Consider the following 24,576-nt stretch of genomic DNA (forward strand, 5'->3'; position numbering starts at 1 on the left):
CCGCCCGCTGGGGCCTAGTCCTCCTGGTCGGGGGACCCGCCCGCGGCTTCCCTGGGAAATCCGTCCCGCTCATACGTTGAGTTCAGCATTGCCATGTAGCGGGCAAGCTCCTGCAGATCCTCCACCGGCCACTCCCGCAGTCGTTCCTGGAAGACCTGCCGCCGGGCGTCCTGGACCTGGTGCATCTTCTCCTCGCCCTTCGGCGTCAGCCGGATGGACTGGGCCCGCCGGTCCAGCGGATCCGCTTCCTTGGACACCAGTCCCAGGTTTTCCAGGAACGCAATCTGCCTGCTCACCGATGGCTTGCCCACCCCGATGTTCATGGCGAGGTCGGTCAGGCGGATGGGTCCTTCCCTGCGGATGACCGTCAAGAGTCCGTACGCTGCAGGCTCCATGTCGGGGTGGACTTCCCGGGAGAGCTGGTTCGAGATGGCCCTGGCCCGCCGCCAGAAGAGGCTGATTTGGTGTTCGACATTCCGCAGTGCGGTGTCGGCGGCATCATCGCCTGTGTCGTGCTGCGGCGGGAGATCCGGGGGGTTGCTCATGGCAACAATTCTAGGGTCCGCAATCATGAGAGGATTTACCGATGCGAATCAGCGAGTACTGGCGTCTGATGGATGACGAGTTCGGCGCGGGCTATTCCCGTGTCCTGAGCAGCACCCTCGTCCTCGCCGGAGTGGGCGGCCGGACCGCAGACCAGGCCCTGGCAGCAGGCGTGGAACCGCGCAAGGTCTGGCTGGCCGTCTGCGACGTCCAGGACGTGCCGGCCGAGCGGCGGCTTGGCCGCGATATCGCCCCCCGCCGCGACTAGCAGCACCCCGCACCGTCCACACTGACACGCCGCAGGACCCCGACTCTTCGAATACCTGTTCGGATACAGCTATGCTTTTTCCATCGGGTTTATCCACATAACCGTCGTCCTCCCGCCGGAATGTCAGTGGGTCCCCTTAGCGTCAGAGATGACCAATAAAACGGCCGCGTAGGCCACCATCGAGAAAGCATTAGAGGTGTCAACCATGGCGGCAGCCCCGGATCGTGCAAAAGCGCTGGAAGCAGCGCTGGCCCAGATTGACAAGCAGTTCGGCAAGGGCTCGGTCATGCGCCTGGGCGACGAAGTCCGTGCCCCGATCGAAACCATCCCCACGGGATCCATCGCCTTGGACGTGGCCCTCGGTATTGGCGGCCTCCCGCGCGGCCGTGTTATTGAAATCTACGGTCCGGAATCTTCGGGTAAGACCACCGTTGCCCTGCACGCCGTGGCAAACGCCCAGCGCGCCGGCGGCATCGCAGCCTTCATCGACGCCGAACACGCCCTGGACCCCGACTACGCCGCCAAGCTGGGCGTGGACACCGACGCCCTCCTCGTGTCCCAGCCGGACACCGGAGAACAGGCACTGGAGATCATGGACATGCTGGTGGGCTCCGGCTCGCTGGACGTCATCGTCATTGACTCCGTGGCCGCCCTGGTGCCGCGCGCTGAAATCGAAGGCGACATGGGTGACAGCCACGTTGGCCTCCAGGCCCGGCTCATGAGCCAGGCCCTGCGTAAGATCACCGGCCGCCTGAGCCAGACCAAGACCACCGCCATCTTCATCAACCAGCTGCGTGAAAAGATCGGTGTCTTCTTCGGCTCTCCCGAAACCACCACCGGTGGTAAGGCCCTGAAGTTCTACGCGTCGGTTCGCATCGACGTCCGGCGGATCCAGACCCTCAAGGAAGGTGCCGATTCCGTCGGCAACCGGACCAAGGCCAAGATCGTCAAGAACAAGATGGCTCCGCCCTTCAAGGTCGCCGAGTTCGACATCATCTACGGCCAGGGCATCTCCCGCGAAGGCGGCATCATCGACATGGGCGTGGAGCACGGCATCATCAAGAAGTCCGGCTCCTGGTTCACTTATGACGGCGACCAGCTGGGCCAGGGCATGGAGAACTCGCGCCGGTTCCTGCGCGACAACCCGGAGCTCGCCGCCGAGCTGGAGCGCCTCATCAAGGAGAAGCTCGGCGTAGGGGTCAAGCCTGCCGAGGATGAATCCAAGGATGCTCCCAAGCTGAAAGCCGTCGACGGGTTCTAGCCCTTGGCTGGATCGCGTACACGCCGCAGCCGGTCCGACAGCCCCTCCGAAGGGCTGTCGGACTCCGGCGCCCTACCGGACGATCCGCAGTCGGCAGACGCCGAACCGGATCCGTTCAGCGTTGCCCAGACCATCGTCTACCGCCAGCTGACGGCATCACCCAAGAGCCGGCTGCAGCTGGCCCGTAAGCTGGCCGAACGAAACATCCCGGAGCATGTTGCCGAAACTGTCCTGGACAAGTTCCAGGAAGTCCGCCTGATCGACGACGCCGAGTTCGCGGACATGTGGGTCAGGAGCCGTTCACAATCCCGCAAGCTGGCAAAAGGCGCCCTCCGCCGCGAACTGGCGGACAAGGGCATCGACCAGCAGACAGCTGCGTCCGCCCTCGAGCAGCTTTCCGACGCCGATGAGGAGGCCGCCGCCAGGACCCTGGTGGAGCGGAAGCTGCGGCCCGGCACGGACCTGTCCGACCAGGCCGAGCGGGACAAAACCGTGAGGCGGCTGGCGTCCATGCTGGCACGCAAGGGCTATCAGCCCTCCCAGGCGTTCCGGATCGTCAACGAGGTACTGGAATCCCGCCGGGATCACGACAGCGGGGAAGCCGGTACCCTTAACTGGTGAGTTTGACCATTCCTTCCCCCCAATCCGGCGCCACCGCTTCCGTTGATCCGGCGGCCGTGCCGCAAGCCGAAGCCGCCCAGCCCCGCACCTACCAGGTGCGCACCTTTGGCTGCCAGATGAACGTGCATGACTCGGAGCGGATGGCCGGCATGCTCGAGGACGCCGGATACGTCCCGGCGGAAGGCGACCACGCCGACGTCGTGGTGTTCAACACCTGCGCTGTCCGGGAAAACGCCGACAACAAGCTCTACGGCAACCTGGGCATCCTCGCCCCCGTCAAAGCCGCCAACCCCGGCATGCAGATTGCCGTGGGCGGCTGCCTGGCCCAGAAGGACCGCGAGACGATCCTCAAGAAGGCACCCTGGGTTGACGCCGTCTTCGGGACCCACAACGTCGGTGCCCTCCCGGCCCTCCTGGACCGGGCCCGCCACAACAACGAAGCGCAGCTTGAAATCCTGGAATCCCTGGACGTGTTCCCGTCCACGCTTCCCACGAAACGCGACTCCGTCTACTCCGGCTGGGTGTCCATCTCCGTCGGCTGCAACAACACCTGCACCTTCTGCATCGTGCCGGCACTGCGGGGCAGGGAAAAGGACCGGCGGCCCGGCGACATCCTCGCCGAAATCCAGGCGCTGGTGGATGACGGCGCCATCGAAGTGACCCTCCTGGGGCAGAACGTCAACTCTTACGGCGTCGAGTTCGGTGACCGGCAGGCCTTCTCCAAGCTGCTGCGCGCCTGCGGCGACATTGAGGGCCTTGAGCGGGTGCGCTTCACCAGCCCCCACCCCGCCGCTTTCACCGACGACGTCATCGACGCCATGGCAGAGACCCCGAATGTGATGCCCCAGCTCCACATGCCGCTGCAGTCGGGGTCGGACCGCATCCTGCGGGAAATGAAGCGTTCCTACCGCTCCACCAAGTTCCTGGGCATCCTGGACAAGGTACGCGGGAAGATTCCCCACGCCGCGATCTCCACGGACATCATCGTCGGCTTCCCGGGGGAGACGGAGGAAGACTTCCAGGCAACGCTGGACGTGGTGGAAAAGTCCCGCTTCGCCACCGCCTTCACGTTCCAGTACTCGAAGCGGCCGGGCACGCCCGCCGCCGACCTGCCCGGCCAGCTGCCCAAGGCTGTGGTCCAGGAACGGTTCGAGCGGCTCACCGCCCTGCAGGACAGGATCGCCGCCGAGGAGAACCGCAAGCAGCTCGGCCGCCGGCTTGAGGTCATGGTCACCGCCCAGTCCGGGCGGAAGTCCGGGGAGACCCACCGGTTGTCCGGGCGGTCACAGGACCAGCGGCTCGTCCACTTCTCCGTTCCCGACGGCGCTCCCTCGCCCCGGCCCGGGGACCTCGTCACCGTTACCATTACTGAGGCCGCGGCATTCCACCTCGTGGCTGATCCCACCCTGGAGGATTACAGCCTGCGCCGCTCCCGGGCAGGGGACGCCTGGGACAGGTCCCAGGCTGATTCCTGCGGCGCACCGGCGCCCGGCACGGGGGCGGGAGCGAAGGGTGTTTCCCTCGGCATGCCCACCCTGCCCCTGCGCACCCGCTGACAGGTGGCCGCCCCACCCGTGATCGCCGTCGTCGGTCCCACCGGCTCCGGCAAGTCAGACCTCGCCGTCAACCTCGCCCTCGAGCTCGGCGGTGAAGTCATCAACGCCGACGCCATGCAGTTCTACCGGGGCATGGACATCGGCACCGCCAAAATCACTATGGACGAGCGCCGCGGGGTGCCGCACCACCTCCTGGACATCCTGGACGTAACCCAGGAAGCCAGCGTTTCCGACTTCCAGCAGAGGGCCCGGGAGACCATTGACGCGATCCATGCCCGCGGCAGGCGCGCCATCCTGGCCGGCGGCTCCGGGCTGTACGTCCGCGCGGCCCTGGACGTGCTGGAGTTTCCGGGCACGGACCCGGCACTGAGGGCACGGCTGGAGGCCGAGCACACCGAACACGGCACCCAGGCGCTCCTGGCCCGGCTGAAGTCCGTTGATCCGGTATCAGCGGACCGGGTCTCGGACGCCCGGCGCATCATCCGTGCCCTGGAAGTCCACGAACTCACCGGCCGGCCGTTCAGCTCCTACATGCCCCGGCGCGAGTATCACCGGCCTGCCGTCCAGATAGGCCTTGGTGTGGACCGGGACGTGCTGCGGGAGCGACTGGCGGCCCGGGTGTACCGGATGGTGGAGGCAGGCCTGCTGGACGAGGTCAGGGAACTGGACGCCCGCGGTCTTCGCCGGGGCAAAACCGCGTCCCGCGCCCTCGGCTATGCCCAGTTCCTGCGCGTCATCGACGGCGGCTCAACCGTTGAGCAGGCCGCCGAAGAGACGATTGTGGCCACCCGCCAGTTCGCCCGCCGGCAGCTGACCTGGTTCCGGGCCGATCCGCGCATCACCTGGCTCGACTGGCAGGATCCCCACCTTGTGGGCAAAGCCGCGGAGCTGTGCCGGTAGGAGCCGTGCAGGGAGGACCAATGCCGGTTGTGGCTGCGCAGTTAAGAACTGCGCAGCCAGGAGCCGGAACTGTGCCCCCGTCCGCTGCGGTTTCGGTAGCGGCCGCATCCGCCGCTACGCTTGGGAACATGAATGCTACCCCCGCAGAAACTCCCGGATCCGCCCTGCGCACACTGAGCGGGCTCCGCTTTTCGAAGGGGCACGGCACCGGCAACGACTTCGTCCTGGTCGCCGACCCGGAGGGGACCCGAACCCTGGGCGCCGACCAGGCCGCCGCCCTCTGCGACCGGCACCGCGGCATCGGAGCCGACGGCCTGATCAGGGCGGTCCCTTCCCGCTTCCTGCCCGAGGGCCGGGAGCTGCTCGCCGCCGCCCCGGACGCGGAATGGTTCATGGACTACCGCAATGCAGACGGCTCCCTGTCCGAAATGTGCGGCAACGGCGTCCGGGTCTTTGTCCACTTCCTGCGCACCGAGGGGCTCATCGACCTTCCCGACGGCGGGGCTCTCACCATCGGCACCCGTGGCGGCGTCAAGACCGTGGTCCGGACCGGGGACGGCTACGCGGTGGACATGGGGCCGTGGGAATTCATCTTTCCCGGGGAGGCCAGCGCCAAGGCCATGGACTCCCTGGTCACCGCCGACGGCCTGGAAGTTCCCCGGCCGGCGCTGTCCGTCAGCATGGGCAATCCGCACACGGTAGTGGCCCTCGCTGAACTGTCGGAGCTGGCGGGCACCCGGCTTTTCACAGCGCCCAAGGTCGACCCCGTCCCCGCCAACGGCACCAACGTGGAGTTCGTGGTGCCGTCCGACCCCCTGGTCAACGACGGCGTAGGAACCGTCACCATGCGGGTGCACGAGCGCGGCGTGGGGGAGACCCAGTCCTGCGGGACGGGAGCCTGTGCGGCCGCCGTCGCCATCCGCCACTGGGCGGGCGCCGAGGCGCCGGACGCATGGCGCGTCCATGTTCCCGGAGGTGTCGTGGGCGTGAAGTTCTTCGCTGGACCCGGCGGCCATGAACACGTTGAGCTCAGCGGCCCCGCCGTTATTGTGGCGAGCGGGACGCTTTCGTAACCTTCAGGATCCGGAAGGACTTTGCCGTTGACGCACGGGTCACGGTGAAGGAGCTGTCCAATTCGGCTGCCAGCCAGCGCTGAAGCGAGTCCGAGCCAAGGTTCTTCTGCACCACCAGCCACGCCGTCCCGCCGTCGGCCAGGCGCGGAAGCCACAGCTTCAGCAGCGCATGCAGCTCGTCCTTGCCGATGCGGATCGGCGGGTTGGACCAGATGGTGTCAAAGCGGATCTCCGGGTCGACGGCGTACGGGGTGCCGGCCACGACGTTGGACAGTCCCAGCGTGGCGGCGTTTTCGTTGGTCAGGGCGATGCACCGTTCGTTCACGTCCACGGCATAGACCTTGGACTGCGGAGCGAGCAGCGCCATGCTGAGTGCGATCGGGCCCCAGCCGCACCCGATGTCCAGCAGGTTGCCCTGCGGATTCGGGGCCGGGACCTCCGCCAGGAGCACTGCAGTGCCCTTATCGATCCCGTCCGGGCTGAAGATGCCGGTGGAGGTATGGAGCCTGCGCGTCTTACCGGCCAACTCCACGGTAAGCGGCTTACGGGTGAAGGGGCCGGCTGGGGACGTGCTGAAATAGTGTGCTGACTCCATAACTGGCCAGAGTAGTTCCCCTTGCAGCGTAAAGGGAAACCGCGCGGAAGCCGCTCTGCTACTCTGGAGGGCATGTTCCTGATCTTCGAGTAGCCGGCACGGGCCTACTGCCCGTCCCGCACTGTCCTCCAGCGACAGCCCGTCCCGCAGCGACGCAGGCTCCCATGCCTTCCGCTGCACACCGGCGCAGACCACTCCGTCCCGCCGGCCGCCGGACAATACTCGAACGTCAGCCTCCGGGCTGTAACTCCTGCCATTTTCCGGCCCCCTTTTGCCCTGCCGCCTCCCTGATGCGGCATCCCCGGCCCCGGCACTGCAGCCGGCGGCGACACCACAGGAGAACATGCATGACCGCAGGCCGTCAGCCCAGCGCGAATACGTTCCAACTTCCCGCCAATCAGCACTATTCTGGAATTGCCGAATCTTCAAAGGAGACCATGACCAGCCAGCCCAACACCGGTTCCGATCCAGCCGCCCAGGACATGAGTCCGCAGGAAATCCAGGCTGTTATCGACCGGATCCTCGCCAAGGACGTCCCGGCCAAGAATGTCAGCACGCCCGGCGGTGAAGGCGGCGATGGAAAAGCAGTGCTCGGCAAGGCGCAGGCGATTTCCCGCCTTGACGAGGAACACAGCACCTACGACGGAGACCAGCAGGACCTCGAGGAGCGCCGCGCCCTGCGCCGGCGTGCAGGCCTGTCCACCGAACTCGAAGACGTCACCGAAGTCGAATACCGGCAGCTGCGGCTCGAGCGCGTCGTCCTCGCCGGACTCTGGTCCGAGGGGACTCTCGCGGACGCGGAAAACTCGCTGCGGGAGCTTGCGGCCCTCGCCGAAACCGCAGGGTCAGAGGTCCTCGACGGGCTGGTGCAGCGCCGTGACAAGCCTGACCCCGGAACATTCCTCGGTTCCGGCAAGGCCCTGGAGCTCAAGGACATCGTGATGTCCACGGGCGCGGACACCGTGGTGGTCGACGCCGAACTGGCACCGTCCCAGCGCCGCGGCCTGGAAGACATCGTCAAGGTCAAGGTCATCGATAGGACCGCCCTGATCCTCGACATCTTCGCCCAGCATGCCAAGAGCCGCGAAGGCAAGGCGCAGGTGGAGCTGGCGCAGCTGGAATACCTGCTTCCCCGCCTGCGCGGCTGGGGCGAGTCCATGTCCCGCCAGGCCGGTGGCCAGGTCGGCGGCGCTGCCGCCGGCATGGGCTCCCGCGGACCCGGTGAAACCAAGATCGAGCTGGACCGGCGCCGCATCCGTACCCGCATGGCCAAATTGCGGCGGGAAATCGCCGCCATGAAGCCGGCGCGGGAGACCAAGCGGGCCAACCGCCGTCGTAATGAAGTGCCCTCGGTAGCCATTGCCGGGTACACCAACGCTGGAAAGTCCTCACTGCTCAACCGGCTCACGGATGCCGGGGTCCTCGTGGAGAACGCACTGTTCGCCACCCTGGATCCCACCGTCCGGAAGGCCGAAACCGCGGACGGCCTGGGCTACACGCTGGCCGACACCGTAGGGTTTGTCCGGTCGCTGCCCACCCAGCTGGTGGAAGCCTTCCGGTCCACCCTCGAGGAAGTGGCGGACTCGGACCTGATCCTGCACGTGGTGGATGTTTCGCACCCTGACCCCGAAGGGCAGATCGCTGCCGTCCGGAAGGTCTTCAGCGAAGTGGACGCCCGGAAGGTGCCCGAAATCATCGTGCTGAACAAGGCCGACGCCGCCGACCCCTTCGTGGTGGAGCGGCTGAAGCAGCGAGAACCACGGCACGTGGTGGTCTCCGCCCGCACCGGCGAAGGCATCCCGGAACTCCTGAAGGCCATCAGTGAGTCCATTCCCCGGCCCTCCGTCCGGATGGACCTGCTGATTCCGTATGACCGGGGAGACCTGGTCAGCAAGCTCCATGAGTCCGATGCCGAAATCCTCAGCGTGGACCACGTTGAGGCGGGGACGAAGGCCGTGGTGAAGGTCCGCGAAGGCCTCGCGTCCGAACTGGAACCATTCGCCAGCAATGACTGACTCCGCCGACGGCGAAGCAGCCGCGACGGCCGGCGAGGAGTTCGTCCTTGAACTGCTCGACCGCGCCGTCGCCGGCATGGGCGGACAAAGCCGGACCGGACAGCACGAAATGGCCCGGCAGGTGGCCCGCGCCATCGAATCAGGCAACCACCTGCTGGTCCAGGCCGGCACCGGCACCGGCAAATCGCTGGCCTACCTGGTGCCGCTCATTGCCCATGCCCTGGAAAGCAACAAGCCTGCGCTGGTGTCCACGGCCACGCTGGCACTGCAGACCCAGATCGTCGGCAGGGACCTGCCCCGGCTCCTGAAGAACATCACCCCTGCCCTGGAACGGCCGGTCAAGGTGGCGCTGGTCAAGGGAAGGTCCAATTACGTCTGCCGGCACAAGCTCGACGGCGGGTTCCCCTCCGAGGAGCCGTCGGAGGGCCAGCTCTTCTCCCTCGGCGAGGACACCAGCGTGCCGCATTTCGCCGCTTCCGTCGGCGGCCCTTCCTCCCAGCTGGGCAAGGAAGTGGTGCGCCTGCGCGAGTGGGCGGAAAAGACGGCCACCGGCGACCGGGACGAGCTCCTCCCCGGCGTGACGGACCGTGCCTGGCGGCAGGTCTCGGTGACCGCCATGGAGTGCCTGGGTGCCCAGAAGTGCCCCATGGCCGCCGAATGTTTCAGCGAGCTGGCGCGCCAGGACGCGGCCGAGGCTGACGTCGTGGTCACCAACCACGCCATGCTGGCCGTGAGTGCGTTCGAAGGACTCGCTGTCCTGCCCGAATACGACGTCGTCGTGGTGGATGAGGCACATGAACTGCAGGACCGCGTCACCGGGGCCGTGTCGGGGCAGCTGTCTGTCGCCATGGTGCACGCTGCCGCCTCGGGCGCCCGGAAACACACCGCCATCACCGTCGATGCCCTGAACGCCGCAGCCGCCAACCTCGAGCTGGCGCTGGCCGGCGTACCCAACGGCCTGCTGCCCAACGGCCTGAACGATGAGCAGCTCGACTGCGTCGACCAGCTCCGCGAGGCCTGCCGTGCCGCGCTGTCCGACTCCAAGGGCGACAGCAACACCACGGCCGACGGCGGGCGGCAGCTTGCCCGGTCCCGGCTCATGCTCATCCTGGAACTGTGCGAGCGGTTGATCACTGCCCGGGAAAACCGGGAGGTGGTGTGGTTCTCGCGCGCCAGCACGTTCGACCCCGGCCAGGGATATTCCCAGCCTGATGAATCGGCACCGGTACTGGTCAACATTGCCCCGCTGTCAGTGGCAGGAAAATTGCGGGAAGGGCTTTTCAACGGGCACACCGTGGTCCTGACCTCCGCCACGTTGGCCATTGGTTCGGCATTTGAACCCGCGGCAGGGGGACTCGGCCTGATCGGCGACGGCGCGCCGAGCTGGACGGGCGTGGATGTTGGCTCGCCCTTCGACTATCCACGGCAAGGAATCCTTTACGTGGCCGGGCACCTGCCGAAGCCCGGCCGCGGGGTCTCGGCGGAGGCGCTCGAGGAACTGGAAGCACTCATCAAGGCATCCGGCGGGGGAGCGCTGTGCCTCTTTTCGTCCCGCCGTGCGGCGGAGGAAGCCGCCGACGCCCTGCGGCCCAAGCTCGATGTGACGGTCCTCTGCCAAGGCGAATCGACCATGACAGCCCTCGTCAAGCAGTTCGCGGACGAACCCGACACCTGCCTGTTCGGAACCATGTCGCTGTGGCAGGGCGTTGACGTCCCGGGAGGTTCCTGCCGGCTGGTGGTGATCGACCGCATCCCGTTCCCGCGGCCGGATGATCCGCTGATGACGGCGCGTTCCCGCGCTGTGGCACAAGCCGGGGGCAACGGCTTCATGTCGGTATCGGCCACGCATGCCGCCATCCGGCTCGCCCAGGGCGCCGGGCGGCTGATCCGATCCACCGGGGACAAGGGAGTGGTGGCCGTGCTTGATTCACGGCTGGCAACCGAGCGGTACGCCGGATTCCTGCGGGGTGCGCTGCCGCCGTTCTGGGCCACCACCGACCGCAGCAAGGCACTGGCCGCGCTGTCCAGGCTGGGGGCGGACGCCACCAAATAGGCGGCGCCCCCAAGCCGAAGGGCCGCGGCTTCGGATGCCCGCCTCCTCGGATGCCCGACGGGAAGGAACGCGGTCAGAGGGAGCGCAGGACCGAAACAACCTTGCCCATGATCGTGGCGTGGTCGCCCAGGATCGGTTCGTACTGCGTGTTCTGCGGGAGCAGCCACGTGTGTCCGTCCCGTTGGCGGAACGTCTTGACGGTTGCCTCGTCGTCGAGCAGGGCAGCGACAATATCGCCGTTGGCGGCGTCCGCCTGGCGCCGCACCACCACCCAGTCTCCATCGCAGATGGCGGCGTCCACCATGGAATCCCCGGCAACCCTCAGCATGAAGAGTTCGCCCTGTCCCACGAGTTGGCGGGGGAGTGGCATGACATCCTCGACAAGTTGCTCGGCAAGGATTGGGCCGCCGGCCGCGATCCGCCCCACGAGCGGCACCATTGCGGTATCCAGGGCGCTGGGCAGTTCAGCTACGCCGGCACCCGCACCGGCCGCCGTCGGGGCAGGCGCCGTACCGGCGGTTTTTCCAGCGCCGCCGTCCAGGGTGAGGGGCATCAGCACTTCCATGGCCCGGGGCCGCTTGGGGTCGCGGCGCAGGTAGCCAAGCTTTTCCAACTGGGATAGCTGGTGGGTCACGCTGGAAAGGCTGGCAAGCCCCACGGTGTCGCCGATCTCGCGCATCGAAGGCGGATAGCCGTTCTCATTGACCGAGCGCTGGATCGTTTCCAGGATCTTCTTCTGCCGCAGGGTCAGGCCCTTGGCGCTCCTCCTGGGTTGCGGGTCGGTCCTGCCCGCGGCGGCTGCTGCTGCCATATTCGCCAATGCCTTTCGCTTGCCGCCTTATCCAGCGGGCGCTGTTTCCACACCGCCGCCGGAAGGACCCCATCTGTCATTGTCAGACCCTGCTGATCAACTACGGGAGTGGTTGTTCTGTGGTTCAAAACTAGGCCAGTCACAGTGCTTTTTCAAACATTTGTTCTAGCGAGTCTCGACATTGTTCGTTGATAAGTGCTAAAAATAAACAAGCAAAGTTCGAACATGTGTTCTAACCAGCGAATGCCTCCCTCGAAGACGGCCGAACGAAGTTTCGGGCCCGGATGCGAGTGGCGGGGGCAGCGGCGGGCGGACACCGGGCAGCACGGCAGGTCCAGGAGGGCTTAGTTCATGTCAGCTTTATCTCTTCACCAGGTTTCCCACAGCAGTTTCGCCCGCAAGGCACCATCCGCGCCGGGGCCTCTGCGGCTAACCCGCCGCGGGCGCATTGTGCTGATCGGAGCCCCGCTCGTACTCCTCGCCGTGGTCCTGCTGTCGCTGAGCGGGTTCTTCAATTCGCCCGCCAAGGCCTCGGACTCCGCCGCCGGCCTGGCGGTGACGCCAACAGTCACCGTGACCGTGCAGCCGGGCCAGTCCCTGTGGGCCATCGCGGGAACTGTCGCCCCGGACCGTGACGCCCGGGACGTGGTGGCGGATATCGTCCAGCTCAACAACCTTGGAGCCGGCAGCGTCATTCCGGGCCAGCAACTCTTCGTACCCACACGCTGACCAGCTGCATGCGGGACGATCCGGCCTTATCAGGCCACCCAGTGGTCCTGGGAACGCCTGCCGACGGCGAACAGCACCCGTCACATTTTCCGGCCGTTGCCGCGGCAACTAAACTGTTCAGGTGAACGACCAGCTAGAACGCCTGAACCGGCTTCCCCTCCGCAGCAATCTCCGCGGGCTGACTCCTTACGGGGCGCCCCAACTGGACGTCCCCATCCTGCTGAACGTCAATGAAAACACCCATGGTGTACCCGCTGATGTGCGTGCCGCCATCGCAGCGGCTGTCACGGAAGCCGCTGCCGGACTCAACCGTTACCCGGACCGGGAGTTCACGGAGCTCCGCAAGGCCCTGGCTGAGTACCTTGGCCATGGCCTGGACGAAACCAATCTATGGGCAGCCAACGGCTCCAATGAAGTTCTGCAGCAGATCCTCCAGGCCTTCGGCGGCCCCGGCAGGACTGCCCTGGGTTTCCCGCCCACGTACTCCATGTACCCGCTCCTGGCCAGCGGAACGGACACCCAGTACATCACCGGTGAGCGCGCCGAAGGGTACGGCCTGAGCGCAGAGTCCGCGGCCCGGCAGGTCAAGGAACTGCAGCCGAACATCGTGTTCCTCTGCTCGCCCAACAACCCCACCGGCACTGGCCTCGGCCTGGACGTGGTGGAGGCGGTCTACGAGGCAGGCGAAGACAGCCAAGCCATCGTCATCGTTGACGAGGCGTACCACGAGTTCGCACATGACGGCACGCCCAGCGCCCTGACCCTGCTGCCCGGCAGGGAACGGCTGATCGTCTCCCGCACCATGAGCAAGGCCTTCGCCCTGGCCGGCGCCCGCCTTGGCTACATGGCAGCAGCTCCCGAGGTCACCGATGCCCTGCGCCTGGTGCGCCTGCCCTACCACCTTTCCGCCATCACCCAGGCGACCGCGCTTGCGGCCCTGGAGCACCGGGAGGCCCTGATGGCCGACGTCGAGGACATCAAGAAGCAACGGGACCGCATCGTGTCGGAACTGGCAAGGATGGGTCTCGAGCCCGCCGCGTCCGACTCCAACTACGTGTTCTTCGGAGGGCTGGAAAACCCCCACCAGGTGTGGCAGGAACTGCTGGAGGCCGGTGTGCTGATCCGCGACGTCGGCATCCCGGGCCACCTGCGGGTGACTGCGGGAACTGAGGCGGAAACCACAGCCTTCCTTGAGTCCCTGGAACGCATCCTTGCGGGCCACGCCGCCCTTCCCGCCTAGACTTGATACTGCGGCGCTGGGCGCCTTGAACCACTTCTTCTCCCACAAAGGATCCTTCACCATGAGTTCAACCGGATCGAATGCTGCTGCGGCCCGGACCGCCCGCATGGAGCGAGCCACCAGCGAGTCCTCCGTGCTCGTGGAGATCAACCTCGACGGAACCGGGACCTCGGACATCGACACCTCGGTGCCGTTCTACGACCACATGCTTACGGCCCTCTGCAAGCACTCCCTGATCGACATGACGGTCAAGGCCACGGGCGACACCCACATCGACGTGCACCACACGGTGGAGGACGTCGCCATCACGTTCGGTGAAGTGCTCCGGACCGCCCTAGGCAACAAGGCCGGGATCCGCCGGTTCGGCGAGGCCACGGTGCCGCTGGACGAGGCCCTCGCGCACGCCGTGGTCGATGTCTCCGGCCGGCCTTACCTGGTGCACGGCGGCGAACCCGCGGGCCAGGAGTACCACCTTATCGGCGGCCACTTCACCGGCTCCCTGACCCGGCACGTGTTCGAAGCGATTACCCTGCACGCGGGCATCTGCCTGCACATGAACGTGCTGGCCGGCCGGGACCCGCACCACATCGTTGAGGCCCAGTTCAAAGCCTTTGCCCGCGCCCTGCGCGCCGCAGTGGAACCCGACCCGCGGGTCGAAGGTATCCCGTCCACGAAGGGGGCACTGTGAGCGGCCAGGTCCTGAAAGACGGGGCAATCATCGATCCCACGGCTTCCCAAAAGCTGCCCTCCCCTGAGGGCAAACCCACGGTCACGGTGCTTGACTACGGTTCCGGCAACGTCCGGTCCGCCGTCCGGGCACTGGAACGCGCCGGCGCCGAGGTTATCCTGAGCGCCAAACCCGAGGACGTGTTGAACGCCGACGGCCTCGTGGTGCCCGGCGTGGGCGCCTTCGAAACCGTGATGCGTGAACTCAAGGCCGTTGACGGCATTAGGCTCATCGGCCGGCGTGTAGCAGGCGGACGGCCGGTGCTGGGCATCTGCGTGGGCCTGCAGGTCCTGTTCGAGGCCGGCGTGGAACACGGCACCGAAGCCCAGGGCATCGGCGAGTGGCCCGGCAAGGTCGAGGCGCTGCCCGCGGAAGTGGTCCCGCACATGGGCTGGAATACCGTCAAGGTTCCGGAAGGGTCAAAGCTCTTTGCCGGCGTCGAGAACGAGCGGTTCTACTTCGTGCACTCCTACGGGGTCCAGGAATGGAACTTCGACGTCATCCAGCCACGGATGGCGCCGCCGCTGGTCACCTGGTCCGAGCACGGCGGCCCCTTTATCGCAGCGGTCGAAAACGGCCCGCTGTGCGCTACACAGTTCCATCCGGAAAAGTCGGGTGACGCCGGCGCCAGGCTGCTCCGCAACTGGGTTGAAGGCCTGCGCAAGCCCGCCGCCGGCAGCGACGCCTAGATGTGGTCCGTCCTGCTGATGGGCCTCGCCGGCATCCTGATTGGCGGCGGCATCTCCTTCCGGCAGCAGCGCAAGCCGCTCTGGACGCAGGTGGCGTTCTACGTCCTGGCTGCCATGGCCCTGCTTGCGGCCTACCTGCTCACACTCCCGGCCAACTGACCCCGTCCACGCGCCGCGGAGTGACCCGCCGGCTCCGAGCCGCTTCAACCACGTGCCGCATCGACCACGCCCCGCATCACCTACCCCCTGCACATTGAAGAACCAACACCAAGGATGAGTATGACCACCGCACACGACCTGCCGGTCCTTGAACTCCTGCCAGCCGTCGACGTCGTCAACGGCCAGGCCGTCCGGCTGGTCCAGGGCGAAGCCGGCAGCGAAACCAGCTACGGAACGCCCCTTGAAGCGGCGCTGAACTGGCAGCAGCAGGGTGCCGAATGGGTGCACCTCGTGGACCTGGACGCCGCATTCGGCCGCGGCTCGAACGCCGACCTGCTCCGCGAAGTGGTGGGCCGGCTGGACATCAAGGTGGAGCTGTCCGGCGGGCTCCGCGACGATGAGAGCCTGGAGGCAGCTCTCGACCTGGGCGTGGCCCGCGTCAACCTGGGAACCGCCGCACTGGAAAACCCGGAGTGGACCGCCCGGGCCATCGACCGCTTCGGTGACAAGATCGCCGTCGGCCTCGACGTCCGCGGAACCACCCTGGCCGGCCGCGGCTGGACAAAGGAAGGCGGCGACCTCTGGGAGGTGCTGGGACGCCTCGAAGAGGCCGGCTGCGCGCGCTACGTGGTGACGGACGTGACCAAGGACGGCACGCTGCAGGGCCCGAACGTCGAACTCCTGCGCCAGATGGTCGAAAAGACCGGCAAACCGGTGGTGGCGTCCGGCGGCATCTCCAGCCTGGACGACCTGAAGGTCCTCCGTTCACTGGTTCCGCTGGGCGTGGAAGGCGCCATCGTGGGCAAGGCGCTGTACGCCGGAGCGTTCACGCTCCCCGAAGCCCTCGACGTCGCCGGCCGCCGCTAAGTCAGGCCGAAGCCCACGACATGGCAAACATCGAGGAGCCACCAGCCGGCCGGCAGCTGCCGGGACACATCGCGGCGGCCTTGGCCGGGGCGGGCGGCGCCACGGATTCCGCGGGCCAGCCCTGGGCCGGCCGCAGCCTCGCCGGTGACGATGCGAAGATCCATAACTTCGAGGACGACGACGGCACGGCCGACGCCGGTTACCTCGCCGCGCTCGACGCCCTCCGGACGGGCTCGGGAGACGAAGCCGGCGTCGTCTCCGCGCTGGCAACGGCCCGGGTCTTCATCCCGATCGTTGCGCAACTGGCCGAAGAGGCCGAAACGGACCACGGGCTGCACGCCGACAAACAGGCGGACATGGCCCTCGTGACTCTCAAGGCAGCTGACGGCAGGACGGCCCTTCCCGCGTTCACCTCGGCCGCCGCCCTGGCCGCCTGGCACCCGGAGGCCCGCCCCGTGGCCGTATATGCGGCGCGCGCGGCGCTCTCGGCCGTCGCCGAGGGCGCCGAGCTCCTGGTCCTGGACCCGGGGGCGGATGTGACCTTCGTGGTCCGCCGGCCCGGCGTGTGGGCGCTGGCCCAGCAGCACGGCTGGACACCGTCCTACAGCGATCCGGAACTGGCCGCCGAAATGGCGCGGGCTGCCTCCGGCTTCGCCGCTGTCCGCAGCCTCGAACTTCGTCCCGGAAGGGGCGTAGCTGCCACCGCTGCCGACGGTTCGGTGCTTCCCGGCGGGGGCTCCGGCCCGGAACTGCAGGTGGTCCTCTACCTCGAGGACGGCCTGGACGCCGGCGGTGTCCAGGAACTGATAGCCGGCCTGCAGGGGGAGTGGTCGCGGAATGTATTGTTTGGGGAGCGCGTCGACTCCCTTGAAATCAAACTGAGGCGCGCTCCCGACTAGCCGGCAGCCGGATGGGCGATCCCCGCCAGCACTCCGGCATACCGTGAAGGACCGCTTCGTGAATTTCGCTCTCTACCGGGAGTTGCTTGCCATCCGGCCCATCCGCCGGCTGCTGCTGGTGGGCATGATTGCCCGCATCCCGCACTCGGCCGCCGGAGTGCTGCTGACCCTGCACATCGTGCTCACCCTGGGCCAGGGGTACGCGGCCGCCGGTGCCGCAGCCGCCGTCATGACCATCGGCATCGCCCTCGGCGCCCCGTGGCGGGGCAGGCGGGTGGACACCGTGGGCCTGCGGACCGCGCTTATTCCGTCCGTGATCTCGGAAACGGTGATCTGGTCCGTGGTGCCTCACGTGTCCTACCAGTGGCTGCTCCCACTCGTCTTCGTGGGCGGCCTGCTCACGCTGCCCATCTTCAGCGTGGTCCGGCAATCCCTCGGCGTCCTTGCCGACGGCGACCAGCGGCGGACGGCCTTCGCCCTCGACGCCATCACCACGGAAATGGTGTTCATGATCGGCCCCGCCGCGGGAGCCGTGGTGGCCACCAGCGGGTTCACTACCGCCGGGCTGACCGTCGTGGGGGTGGCAACCTCCCTCGCCGGCCTGTTCCTGATGTGGTTCAATCCGCCGACCCGCAGCCAGGGCATGACAGCGGAATGCGCCGAGGACGAGCAGCACGCCGCGGAAGCTGCCGTCGTCTCCACCGCGCCCGCCCACGTCCAGGAGGCAGCAGCCGAGCTGGCACCGGCCGGCGCGGCAGCAACGGCCGCGCAGCGCGGACTCCGCGGAAAGCTGGCCGGTGGCTTCGCCTGGTTCACGGCCACGGTCGCGGCACTGTTTGCAGTGGCTGCCGGAGCCGGAATGGTCCTGAGCGGTACCGACGTGGGCATCGTCGCCGCGCTGGAGATCGGCGGACACCAAAGCGAGATCGGCATCGTCTTCGTCTTCTGGTGCGCCGCGTCGGTGGTGGGCGGCCTGGTCTATGGCGCCATGCACCGGCCCGTTCCGCCCATCATCCTGCTGCTGGGCATGGCTGCCCTGACCCTGCCCATGGCGTTCGCCCATGACACGTGGACGCTGGCGTTCGTCTCGGTCCTGCCGGGCCTGCTGTGCGCTCCTGTCCTGTCCGCGGCCTCCGAGAAGGTGGCAGACCTGGTGTCAGAAGAGCGGCGCGGCGAGGCGATGGGCTGGTACGGATCGGCCCTGACCGCCGGCGTTGCGCTTGGCTCACCGCTGGCCGGGATCTTCATCGACGTCATGGGACCTTCCGGCGGCTTTGTGTCCGTGGGCGCCGCCGGGGTGGTGCTCTGCCTGGTGGGGCTCGTCCTGCAGCAGCGCCGCCGGAAGGCCGCCGTCTGACGCCAGGACATTCCAACCGGGACACTTGGCCGGGAAACGACGACGGCGGGACAGCCGTGAAAGGCCGTCCCGCCGTCGGACGCTGCTTGGGGGAGTTCTTCCTTAGTTGACTGCCCCGGTGTACTTTTCGCCCGGGCCCTTGCCCGGAGCGTCCGGGATCCGGGATTCCTCGCGGAAAGCCAGCTGGAGCGACCGGAGACCGTCGCGCAACGGACCCGCGTGCTGGGAGCCGATTTCGGGGGCGGCGGCGGTGACCAGGCCGGCCAGCGCGGTGATGAGTTTCCGGGCCTCGTCAAGGTCCTTCAGCTCGGCGGCGTTGTCCTCGGCCGCCAGGCCTAGCTTGACCGCGGCGGCGCTCATCAGGTGCACGGCGGCGGTGGTGATGACCTCGATGGCCGGAACCTCCGAGATGTCCCGGATCTGCTGGGAAACGTCTGCGCCTGCCGCTGCGGGCTCGAAGACGTGTGAATTACTGTCTGGGGTGCTCATACTGGTAAGCTTGACACAGACCGACTGGATGTCGTTATTTCAGGGATTGTCCAAACAATCAGGTTCCCAACAGCGCTTTCGGCGTTGGCGGGAATTTTTTCTGTAGAATGGCATTCAGTTTGCAAGCGGAGATCTCTCCCACCCGCGTCAGCCGCTGTCCCAGGCGTTCCGTTGGAACCCGCCCGGGGCGCAAGGTTGCCGGGTACCTGGTTGGGCATGGACCGGCATTGCCGGGACCGTGCGCGTGCAGCCCTTTTAGGGTTGCGCCGGCCAACCTTTTTTGAGGCCTTCGATTGCTCCGGCAATTGGGGGCCTTCTCTGTTTGCCGGAACCCACAACAACCACAGGAGCTTTAACATTAGCGAGCCAAGAATCAATGAGCGTATCCGCGTCCCCGAGGTGCGGCTGGTCGGCCCTGCAGGTGAACAGGTAGGAATCGTCCGCATTGAGGATGCCCTGCGACTGGCTGCCGAGTCCGACCTTGATCTCGTTGAAGTCGCACCTCAGGCGAAGCCTCCGGTGTGCAAGCTGATGGACTTCGGCAAGTACAAGTACGAGGCCGCAGTCAAGGCGCGTGAAGCCCGGAAGAACCAGACGAACACCGTTCTGAAGGAAATCCGCTTCCGCCTGAAGATCGACACCCACGACTACGAGACCAAGCGCGGCCACGCCCTCCGCTTCCTCGGAGCCGGGGACAAGGTCAAGGCCATGATCCAGTTCCGTGGCCGTGAGCAGCAGCGTCCGGAGATGGGCATCCGCCTGCTCCAGCGCTTCGCGGACGACGTCGCCGAAGTTGGCGTGGTGGAGTCCAGCCCCCGCATCGACGGCCGCAACATGGTCATGGTGGTCGGCCCGCTGAAGAACAAGGCTGAAGCCAAGGCCGAAGCCCGGCGCGCCACCCAGCGTGCCGAAGCCAAGGCGCAGAACGAAGCGAAGGCCGCGGGACGGGTTGACACCTCCGGTGACGACCAGGCCCCGATGACGCAGTCGCTGGCGGATCTCCTGCCTGAAGGCTTCACCGTGTCCACCGAGCCGGAAGCGCCCGCCGCGGAATCTCCCGCCACGGAAGCTCCGGCGGCGGACACCGCCACGGTTGAGGCGCCTGAAGCCCCGAAGCAGGAAGCTCCGAAGCAGGAGGCTCCGAAGGCTGCGGTTGCTCCGAAGCAGGAAGCACCCAAGGCCGAAGCACCGAAAGCTGCTGCACCGAAGGCGGCAGCACCGAAGGCCACCGCTCCGGCGCCCAAGCCTGCGGTAGCTGCCAAGCCCGAAGCTGCCGCGCCGGCAGCGCCGAAACCGGCCGCCGTGCCTGCGCCGCCGAAGCCGGTGGCAAGGCCTGCTGCACCGAAGCCTGCTGCCCGCCCTGCTCCCAAGGCAGTGCCGAAGCCGGCCGGTAAGAAGACCAACTAGTTCACAGCTGCCGGGGTGCGCCCCCGGCAGTCAGCAACCAGCATGCCGCCCGCAGGGGTGGCTGCGCGATAGAACTGCCGGCCTCCGGGCCCGCAGACACGTTAGGAGATCGGTTCCCATGCCGAAGATGAAGACCCACAGTGGTGCCAAGAAGCGCTTCAAGCTGACCGGCAGCGGCAAGCTGCGCCGCCAGCAGGCCAACCGCCGCCACTACCTGGAGCACAAGTCCAGCCGTCTGACCCGCCGCCTCGCCGGTGACAGGATCGTCTTCAAGGGCGACGCCAAGGTCATCCGGAAGATGCTCGGCATCTAGTTCCAAGTTCATTGACGGACTGCCCCCTGGTGGTCCATCACCTGCCAAACAGCCTTCTCAGGCCGCCGGACTGCCGGCAACAGATGCTTGGGATCAGATTTTCGAAGGAGTACGCACGTGGCACGTGTGAAGAGGGCGGTTAACGCCCACAAGAAGCGCCGGGTTGTCCTGGAACGGGCAAAGGGTTACCGCGGACAGCGTTCGCGCCTGTACCGCAAGGCCAAAGAGCAGCTGCTGCACTCGTTTGTGTACAGCTACGGCGACCGCAAGAAGAAGAAGGGTGACTTCCGCCGCCTGTGGATCCAGCGCATCAACGCTGCCTCCCGCGCCAACGGCCTCACCTACAACCGCCTCATTCAGGGCCTGAAGGCCGCCGAGGTCGAGGTTGACCGCCGTATGCTGGCCGAGCTTGCCGTCTCCGACGCCAACGCCTTCGCCGCACTGGTCCAGGTGGCCAAGGACTCGCTGCCGGCAGACACCTCCGCCAAGAAGGTTGCCGCAGCCTAGCAGCCGCTGTGGCCCCTCGCCTGAGGGGCCGGTTCAGGAACAGGTGGCAGCAGCTACTACAGTTCTTGTATGAACAAATCCGGGCGCCCGCAAGATCTTCCACTGTCCAACCCCCGAGCCGATCGGGTCCGGGACGTGGCAAAACTTGCAGGGCGCCCGGGCCGTTTAAAGCGCGGCCACTTCCTGGCCGAGGGACCGCAGGCCGTCCGGGAAGCCCTCAAGCTCCACCAGCAGCGCATTGCGTCGGGCGCCCCCGGCGTGGTTACCGAGGTATTCGCCAGTGAAAGCTGCCTTGACCGGTTCCCGGAATTCGAGGAGCTGGCCGCAGGCACCACCGCGCGGCTGGCCACCGACGAGGTCCTTGCAGCCATGGCGGACACCGTGAACCCCCAGGGGATCGTGGCAGTCTGCCGTTTCCTCGACGTCCCGCTGGCGGACGTGCTCGACGCGGGCCCCCGCCTGATCGCCGTCCTCTGCCAGGTCCGTGATCCCGGGAATGCGGGAACCGTCCTGCGCGCAGCCGACTCAGCCGGCGCAGATGCCGTGGTGTTCACCACCTCCAGCGTGGACATCTACAATCCGAAGGCTGTCCGCTCCACCGCCGGTTCCTTGTTCCACCTGCCCGTTGCCTTGGCCGTGGATCCGGCGGAACTGGCGGCTGAGTGCAAGGCCCGTGGCATCGGCGTCCTCGCCGCGGACGGTTACGGGCAGCTGGACCTCGACGTTCTCCAGGATGAGAGCGCCCGGCGCAGGCTCACCGGATCGGGGCCGGACTCCGTGTATGACCTTGCCGGACCCACCGCCTGGTTCTTCGGCAATGAAGCCCAGGGACTCTCCGATGAAGAGCTGGAACTGGCAGACCACCGTGTGGCAGTCCCCGTGTACGGCGCCGCCGAAAGCCTCAACCTGGGAACGGCGGCTACTGTCTGCCTCTACGCCAGTGCCCGCTCCCAGCGCAGGACAGACCCTGCCGGGGAAGCGCACGTGGCCGGGGCCGCCGGCGAAGCAGGGGAACCCGTTGCAGCAGGGGAACCGGACCGGGCACGGTAGGGAAGGACAACGGGGAGCTGCGCAGGAGATTCGTCAGGCCCACTGCGTGGTGGGCCTGTTTCGCGGGTCGGGAATCTCCGGGCACAAGAAAAGGCCCCGGGTTTCCGGGGCCCATCGGTTATTCGTTGACAGAGCGGTCAGGGTGCGCGGGTGGCTTTTCCGCGTCCGGTGACTGCTCCGTAGATGCCGGCAACAAGCAGGCCGCCGACGATAGCGAGAATCCAGGTGCCAAGGTCGAAGAAGGCAAGATCGCCCTTGTTGAACAGGAGGCTGCCAATCCAGCCGCCCACAATGGCTCCAACCACACCGAGGATGAGGCTGGTTACCCAGCCGCCGCCGACCCGTCCGGGCATGACGGCTTTAACGATGGCCCCGACAATCAGGCCCAAAATAATCCAAGCAAGAAAACCCATGTCTCCTCCTTATTGTGACCGGGATTAATAGTCCCGATGAGCCTCAAGCTAACATAAGGGCCCTGCAAAGTCAGTAGCACGGAGGGCTGCGTTGCCGCATCGTTAGCAGCGGTGCGGGCGGCCCGGCGCGGCCGGATCCGCCCCGGAATTCAGGCGGCCAGGGGTTTTTTCCGCTCGAGCAGCCCGCTGAGGAGTGCGACGCCGAAGCCCAGGACAGCGAGGACGGCACCTACCAGGGCGGGGGCCGTAAAGCCCCAACCGAGGGCAATGACGAGGCCGCCCAGGAATGCTCCGAGCGCGTTGGCCACGTTCAGGCCGGCATGGTTGAGGGATGACGCCAGCGAGGGTGCGTCAGGTGAGGCGTCCAGCAGGCGGGTCTGCAGGGCCGGTATCAGCATGGATCCCGAGGTGCCCACCACGAACACCATGACCATGGCGCTCCACGCCCAGTGCGCTGCCACCGCGTACACCACCAGGGCCACGGCAATGGCTGGCAGCACCCGGTACAGGGTGCCCATGACGGATTTGTCGGCAAGGCGGCCGCCGATGACGTTCCCTGCCACCATGCCGAGGCCGTACAGCGCCACGACCAGGGGGATCAGGGTGGACGGGATGCCGGCGACAGCGGTCATGGTGTGGGCAATGTAGGTATACGTGGCGAAGAAGCCCCCAAAACCCACGATTCCCACCAGGAGCGCGAGCCACACCTGGAGGCGTTTGAGGGCCCCCAGTTCGCGCCGGATGCTCGCATCCGGGTGGGCATGCTGGAAGGGCACGTATTTCCAGACGAGGACCAGCGTGAGCAGGCCGATGGCGCCCACGAGGATGAACAGCAGCCGCCAGCCGAAGGTTTGGCCAACCCAGGTGGCGACGGGAACTCCCACGACGTTGGAGACGCTAAGCCCCGCCATGACCATGGAGATGGCCCAGCCCCGCCGGGTGGCCGGGACCAGGGACGCGGCGATCACGGCGGCAACCCCGAAGAAGGCCCCGTGCGGCAGGCCGGCGGCGAAGCGGGACAGCAGCATCGTCCCGTAATCGGGGGCAAGGTAGGAGGCCAGGTTCGCGATGGTGAAGAACAGCAGGAGGCCCAGTGCAAGTCTCTTGCGGGGGAGCTTTGCGCCGACGGCGGCCAGGAGTGGGGCTCCCACCACGACGCCCAGCGCATAGGCGGATATCAGGTTCCCGGCCTCTGGGGTGCTGATGGCAAGCCCCTGCTCCACTTCCTTCAGCAGGCCCATCATGGTGAACTCGGTAACGCCGATCCCCACCCCGCCCATGGCCAGGGCAAAGATAGCCATTCCAACGCGGGGGGTTTTGGTGCCTGTTGCCGTGGTGGGGGTAAGGACGCTGCTCATGTGCCTGCTTTTCAAAGGGTGGGACTGGAACGAATGGATGCCACGGCAATGGGGCAGGACTTTCCGGACACTGGGACTAACCCCGGGCCAGCGGGACGTATTCCCTGCGGCCTGCCCGCGGTGGGACGCAGGCTGTGTTCCGGAACCCTTCCATTGTGGCCCATAGAATGGGCCGGTGACTGGACTGATTGAGGTAGTGGGCGCAGCCGTGGTGGACCGGCTGGCGGATCCGGCGGCTTTGCTGGTGGCACGGCGGAGTGCGCCGGAGCACCTGGCAGGGCTGTGGGAGTTCCCAGGCGGCAAGGTTGAACCCGGCGAGGAACCTGAAGCGGCGCTGGTGCGCGAGTTGGCCGAGGAACTGGGAATCAGCGCCCGGCTGGGGTCAGAGCTGCCCGCCGGGCAAGGGGCCGGCTGGCCGCTCAACGACCGTGCGCGCATGCGGGTGTGGTTCGCCGAGGTTACAGGGGGTGAACCCCGGCCGCTGGAAGACCATGACGAGTTGCGCTGGGTTGAACTCGCTGACCGGGATGCGGTCCTTGGCCTGCCCTGGATCCCTGCAGATTACCCGATTGTGCGGGCGCTGCTGGACTCCGTGGCGGCGCTGGTGCCGGAGGGCCCGCACGAAGGCTAAGCCGGGGGCAGGCTGGAACAGCGGACCGCGGGCTCCTTGAGGCCT

Annotated in this window: 27 protein-coding genes; 21 read left to right on the forward strand and 6 right to left on the reverse strand. The window is 66.9% G+C overall.

All coding sequences use genetic code 11. The features are described 5' to 3' along the window. Nucleotides 1–14 precede the first annotated feature (14 nt). A complete protein-coding gene (locus tag PUN71_RS19260; RefSeq protein WP_277799699.1) occupies nt 15–545 on the reverse strand; it encodes a MarR family winged helix-turn-helix transcriptional regulator in 531 nt (176 codons plus the stop codon). A gap of 41 nt (nt 546–586) precedes the next feature. Here PUN71_RS19260 and PUN71_RS19265 point away from each other — a divergent pair, with 41 nt between their 5' ends. From PUN71_RS19265 to dapF, 6 genes are all read left to right on the forward strand, one after another. Further along, nucleotides 587–811: a DUF3046 domain-containing protein gene (locus PUN71_RS19265; protein WP_141940786.1), complete on the forward strand. Its 225-nt coding sequence runs from the start codon at nt 587–589 to the stop codon at nt 809–811. Nucleotides 812–1,016: 205 nt separating this feature from the next. Continuing rightward, nucleotides 1,017–2,072: a recombinase RecA gene (gene recA, locus PUN71_RS19270; protein WP_043455230.1), complete on the forward strand. Its 1,056-nt coding sequence runs from the start codon at nt 1,017–1,019 to the stop codon at nt 2,070–2,072. Nucleotides 2,073–2,075: 3 nt separating this feature from the next. Then, complete coding sequence (locus tag PUN71_RS19275) at nt 2,076–2,693, forward strand: regulatory protein RecX (protein ID WP_502861091.1); 618 nt, start codon at nt 2,076–2,078, stop codon at nt 2,691–2,693. Continuing rightward, nucleotides 2,690–4,249 (forward strand): tRNA (N6-isopentenyl adenosine(37)-C2)-methylthiotransferase MiaB, encoded by a 1,560-nt coding sequence (gene miaB / locus PUN71_RS19280; RefSeq protein ID WP_277799700.1) that lies wholly within the window; start codon nt 2,690–2,692, stop codon nt 4,247–4,249. The genes PUN71_RS19275 and miaB overlap by 4 nt, the downstream gene beginning before the upstream one ends. A 3-nt stretch (nt 4,250–4,252) precedes the next feature. Continuing rightward, nucleotides 4,253–5,149, forward strand: coding sequence for a tRNA (adenosine(37)-N6)-dimethylallyltransferase MiaA (miaA, locus tag PUN71_RS19285; protein WP_277799701.1), 897 nt, complete (start codon nt 4,253–4,255; stop codon nt 5,147–5,149). A gap of 128 nt (nt 5,150–5,277) precedes the next feature. Further along, nucleotides 5,278–6,222: a diaminopimelate epimerase gene (gene dapF, locus PUN71_RS19290; protein ID WP_277799702.1), complete on the forward strand. Its 945-nt coding sequence runs from the start codon at nt 5,278–5,280 to the stop codon at nt 6,220–6,222. Here dapF and PUN71_RS19295 read toward each other — a convergent pair. Next, a complete protein-coding gene (locus PUN71_RS19295) occupies nt 6,194–6,817 on the reverse strand; it encodes a class I SAM-dependent methyltransferase (RefSeq protein WP_277799703.1) in 624 nt (207 codons plus the stop codon). The two genes, dapF and PUN71_RS19295, sit on opposite strands and share 29 nt — an antisense overlap. Nucleotides 6,818–7,254: 437 nt before the next feature. Here PUN71_RS19295 and hflX point away from each other — a divergent pair, with 437 nt between their 5' ends. Both hflX and PUN71_RS19305 read left to right on the forward strand, forming a co-directional pair. Next, on the forward strand, nt 7,255–8,832 hold the full coding sequence (gene hflX, locus PUN71_RS19300) for a GTPase HflX (protein WP_277799704.1): 1,578 nt from the start codon (nt 7,255–7,257) through the stop codon (nt 8,830–8,832). Next, the gene (locus tag PUN71_RS19305) at nt 8,825–10,885 is read left to right on the forward strand and encodes an ATP-dependent DNA helicase (RefSeq protein WP_277799705.1); all 2,061 of its coding nucleotides are present in this window, start codon (nt 8,825–8,827) and stop codon (nt 10,883–10,885) included. The genes hflX and PUN71_RS19305 overlap by 8 nt, the downstream gene beginning before the upstream one ends. 73 nt (nt 10,886–10,958) lie before the next feature. Here PUN71_RS19305 and lexA read toward each other — a convergent pair whose 3' ends face one another. Next, complete coding sequence (lexA, locus tag PUN71_RS19310; RefSeq protein WP_277799706.1) at nt 10,959–11,696, reverse strand: transcriptional repressor LexA; 738 nt, start codon at nt 11,694–11,696, stop codon at nt 10,959–10,961. Nucleotides 11,697–12,047: 351 nt separating this feature from the next. Here lexA and PUN71_RS19315 point away from each other — a divergent pair, with 351 nt between their 5' ends. From PUN71_RS19315 to PUN71_RS19350, 8 genes are all read left to right on the forward strand, one after another. Continuing rightward, nucleotides 12,048–12,425: a LysM peptidoglycan-binding domain-containing protein gene (locus PUN71_RS19315; RefSeq protein WP_277799707.1), complete on the forward strand. Its 378-nt coding sequence runs from the start codon at nt 12,048–12,050 to the stop codon at nt 12,423–12,425. Nucleotides 12,426–12,546: 121 nt separating this feature from the next. After that, nucleotides 12,547–13,665 carry a histidinol-phosphate transaminase gene (locus PUN71_RS19320; RefSeq protein WP_277799708.1) on the forward strand — a complete coding sequence of 373 codons (1,119 nt, stop codon included), beginning with the start codon at nt 12,547–12,549 and terminating at the stop codon, nt 13,663–13,665. Nucleotides 13,666–13,726: 61 nt separating this feature from the next. Next, complete coding sequence (gene hisB, locus PUN71_RS19325) at nt 13,727–14,353, forward strand: imidazoleglycerol-phosphate dehydratase HisB (RefSeq protein ID WP_277799709.1); 627 nt, start codon at nt 13,727–13,729, stop codon at nt 14,351–14,353. Next, on the forward strand, nt 14,350–15,081 hold the full coding sequence (gene hisH, locus PUN71_RS19330) for an imidazole glycerol phosphate synthase subunit HisH (protein ID WP_043455251.1): 732 nt from the start codon (nt 14,350–14,352) through the stop codon (nt 15,079–15,081). The genes hisB and hisH overlap by 4 nt, the downstream gene beginning before the upstream one ends. Continuing rightward, nucleotides 15,082–15,240, forward strand: a complete 159-nt coding sequence (locus PUN71_RS19335) for a CG2302 family histidine operon protein (protein WP_277799710.1) — start codon at nt 15,082–15,084, stop codon at nt 15,238–15,240. It abuts the gene before it with no gap. Between the two features lie 120 nt (nt 15,241–15,360). Further along, nucleotides 15,361–16,107: a bifunctional 1-(5-phosphoribosyl)-5-((5-phosphoribosylamino)methylideneamino)imidazole-4-carboxamide isomerase/phosphoribosylanthranilate isomerase PriA gene (priA, locus tag PUN71_RS19340; protein WP_043455253.1), complete on the forward strand. Its 747-nt coding sequence runs from the start codon at nt 15,361–15,363 to the stop codon at nt 16,105–16,107. Between the two features lie 20 nt (nt 16,108–16,127). Further along, entirely contained in the window at nt 16,128–17,006 is an 879-nt protein-coding gene (locus PUN71_RS19345) for an SseB family protein (RefSeq protein WP_277799711.1), read from the forward strand. Between the two features lie 58 nt (nt 17,007–17,064). Continuing rightward, nucleotides 17,065–18,363, forward strand: coding sequence for an MFS transporter (locus PUN71_RS19350; protein ID WP_277799712.1), 1,299 nt, complete (start codon nt 17,065–17,067; stop codon nt 18,361–18,363). Nucleotides 18,364–18,465: 102 nt separating this feature from the next. Here PUN71_RS19350 and PUN71_RS19355 read toward each other — a convergent pair whose 3' ends face one another. After that, entirely contained in the window at nt 18,466–18,852 is a 387-nt protein-coding gene (locus PUN71_RS19355; RefSeq protein ID WP_277799713.1) for a DUF1844 domain-containing protein, read from the reverse strand. A 399-nt stretch (nt 18,853–19,251) separates the two neighbouring features. Here PUN71_RS19355 and infC point away from each other — a divergent pair, with 399 nt between their 5' ends. The 4 genes from infC (at nt 19,252) to PUN71_RS19375 (ending at nt 22,129) form a co-directional block, all read left to right on the forward strand. Then, entirely contained in the window at nt 19,252–20,259 is a 1,008-nt protein-coding gene (gene infC, locus PUN71_RS19360; RefSeq protein WP_502861099.1) for a translation initiation factor IF-3, read from the forward strand. A gap of 118 nt (nt 20,260–20,377) precedes the next feature. Next, complete coding sequence (rpmI, locus tag PUN71_RS19365; protein WP_018771575.1) at nt 20,378–20,572, forward strand: 50S ribosomal protein L35; 195 nt, start codon at nt 20,378–20,380, stop codon at nt 20,570–20,572. A 117-nt stretch (nt 20,573–20,689) separates the two neighbouring features. Continuing rightward, entirely contained in the window at nt 20,690–21,079 is a 390-nt protein-coding gene (gene rplT, locus PUN71_RS19370; RefSeq protein WP_018763610.1) for a 50S ribosomal protein L20, read from the forward strand. A 69-nt stretch (nt 21,080–21,148) separates the two neighbouring features. Next, on the forward strand, nt 21,149–22,129 hold the full coding sequence (locus tag PUN71_RS19375; RefSeq protein WP_277799714.1) for a TrmH family RNA methyltransferase: 981 nt from the start codon (nt 21,149–21,151) through the stop codon (nt 22,127–22,129). A 137-nt stretch (nt 22,130–22,266) separates the two neighbouring features. Here PUN71_RS19375 and PUN71_RS19380 read toward each other — a convergent pair whose 3' ends face one another. Continuing rightward, on the reverse strand, nt 22,267–22,542 hold the full coding sequence (locus tag PUN71_RS19380; RefSeq protein ID WP_018771572.1) for a GlsB/YeaQ/YmgE family stress response membrane protein: 276 nt from the start codon (nt 22,540–22,542) through the stop codon (nt 22,267–22,269). A gap of 149 nt (nt 22,543–22,691) precedes the next feature. Continuing rightward, the gene (locus PUN71_RS19385; RefSeq protein ID WP_277799715.1) at nt 22,692–23,900 is read right to left on the reverse strand and encodes an MFS transporter; all 1,209 of its coding nucleotides are present in this window, start codon (nt 23,898–23,900) and stop codon (nt 22,692–22,694) included. A 175-nt stretch (nt 23,901–24,075) separates the two neighbouring features. On the opposite strand from PUN71_RS19385, the gene PUN71_RS19390 reads away from it, so the two are divergent. Continuing rightward, on the forward strand, nt 24,076–24,531 hold the full coding sequence (locus tag PUN71_RS19390) for a (deoxy)nucleoside triphosphate pyrophosphohydrolase (RefSeq protein ID WP_043455269.1): 456 nt from the start codon (nt 24,076–24,078) through the stop codon (nt 24,529–24,531). Nucleotides 24,532–24,576: the final 45 nt, after the last annotated feature.

Origin of the sequence: Arthrobacter sp. NQ7, assembly GCF_029581595.2 — a bacterium.
Lineage (GTDB): Bacteria > Actinomycetota > Actinomycetes > Actinomycetales > Micrococcaceae > Arthrobacter > Arthrobacter phenanthrenivorans_B.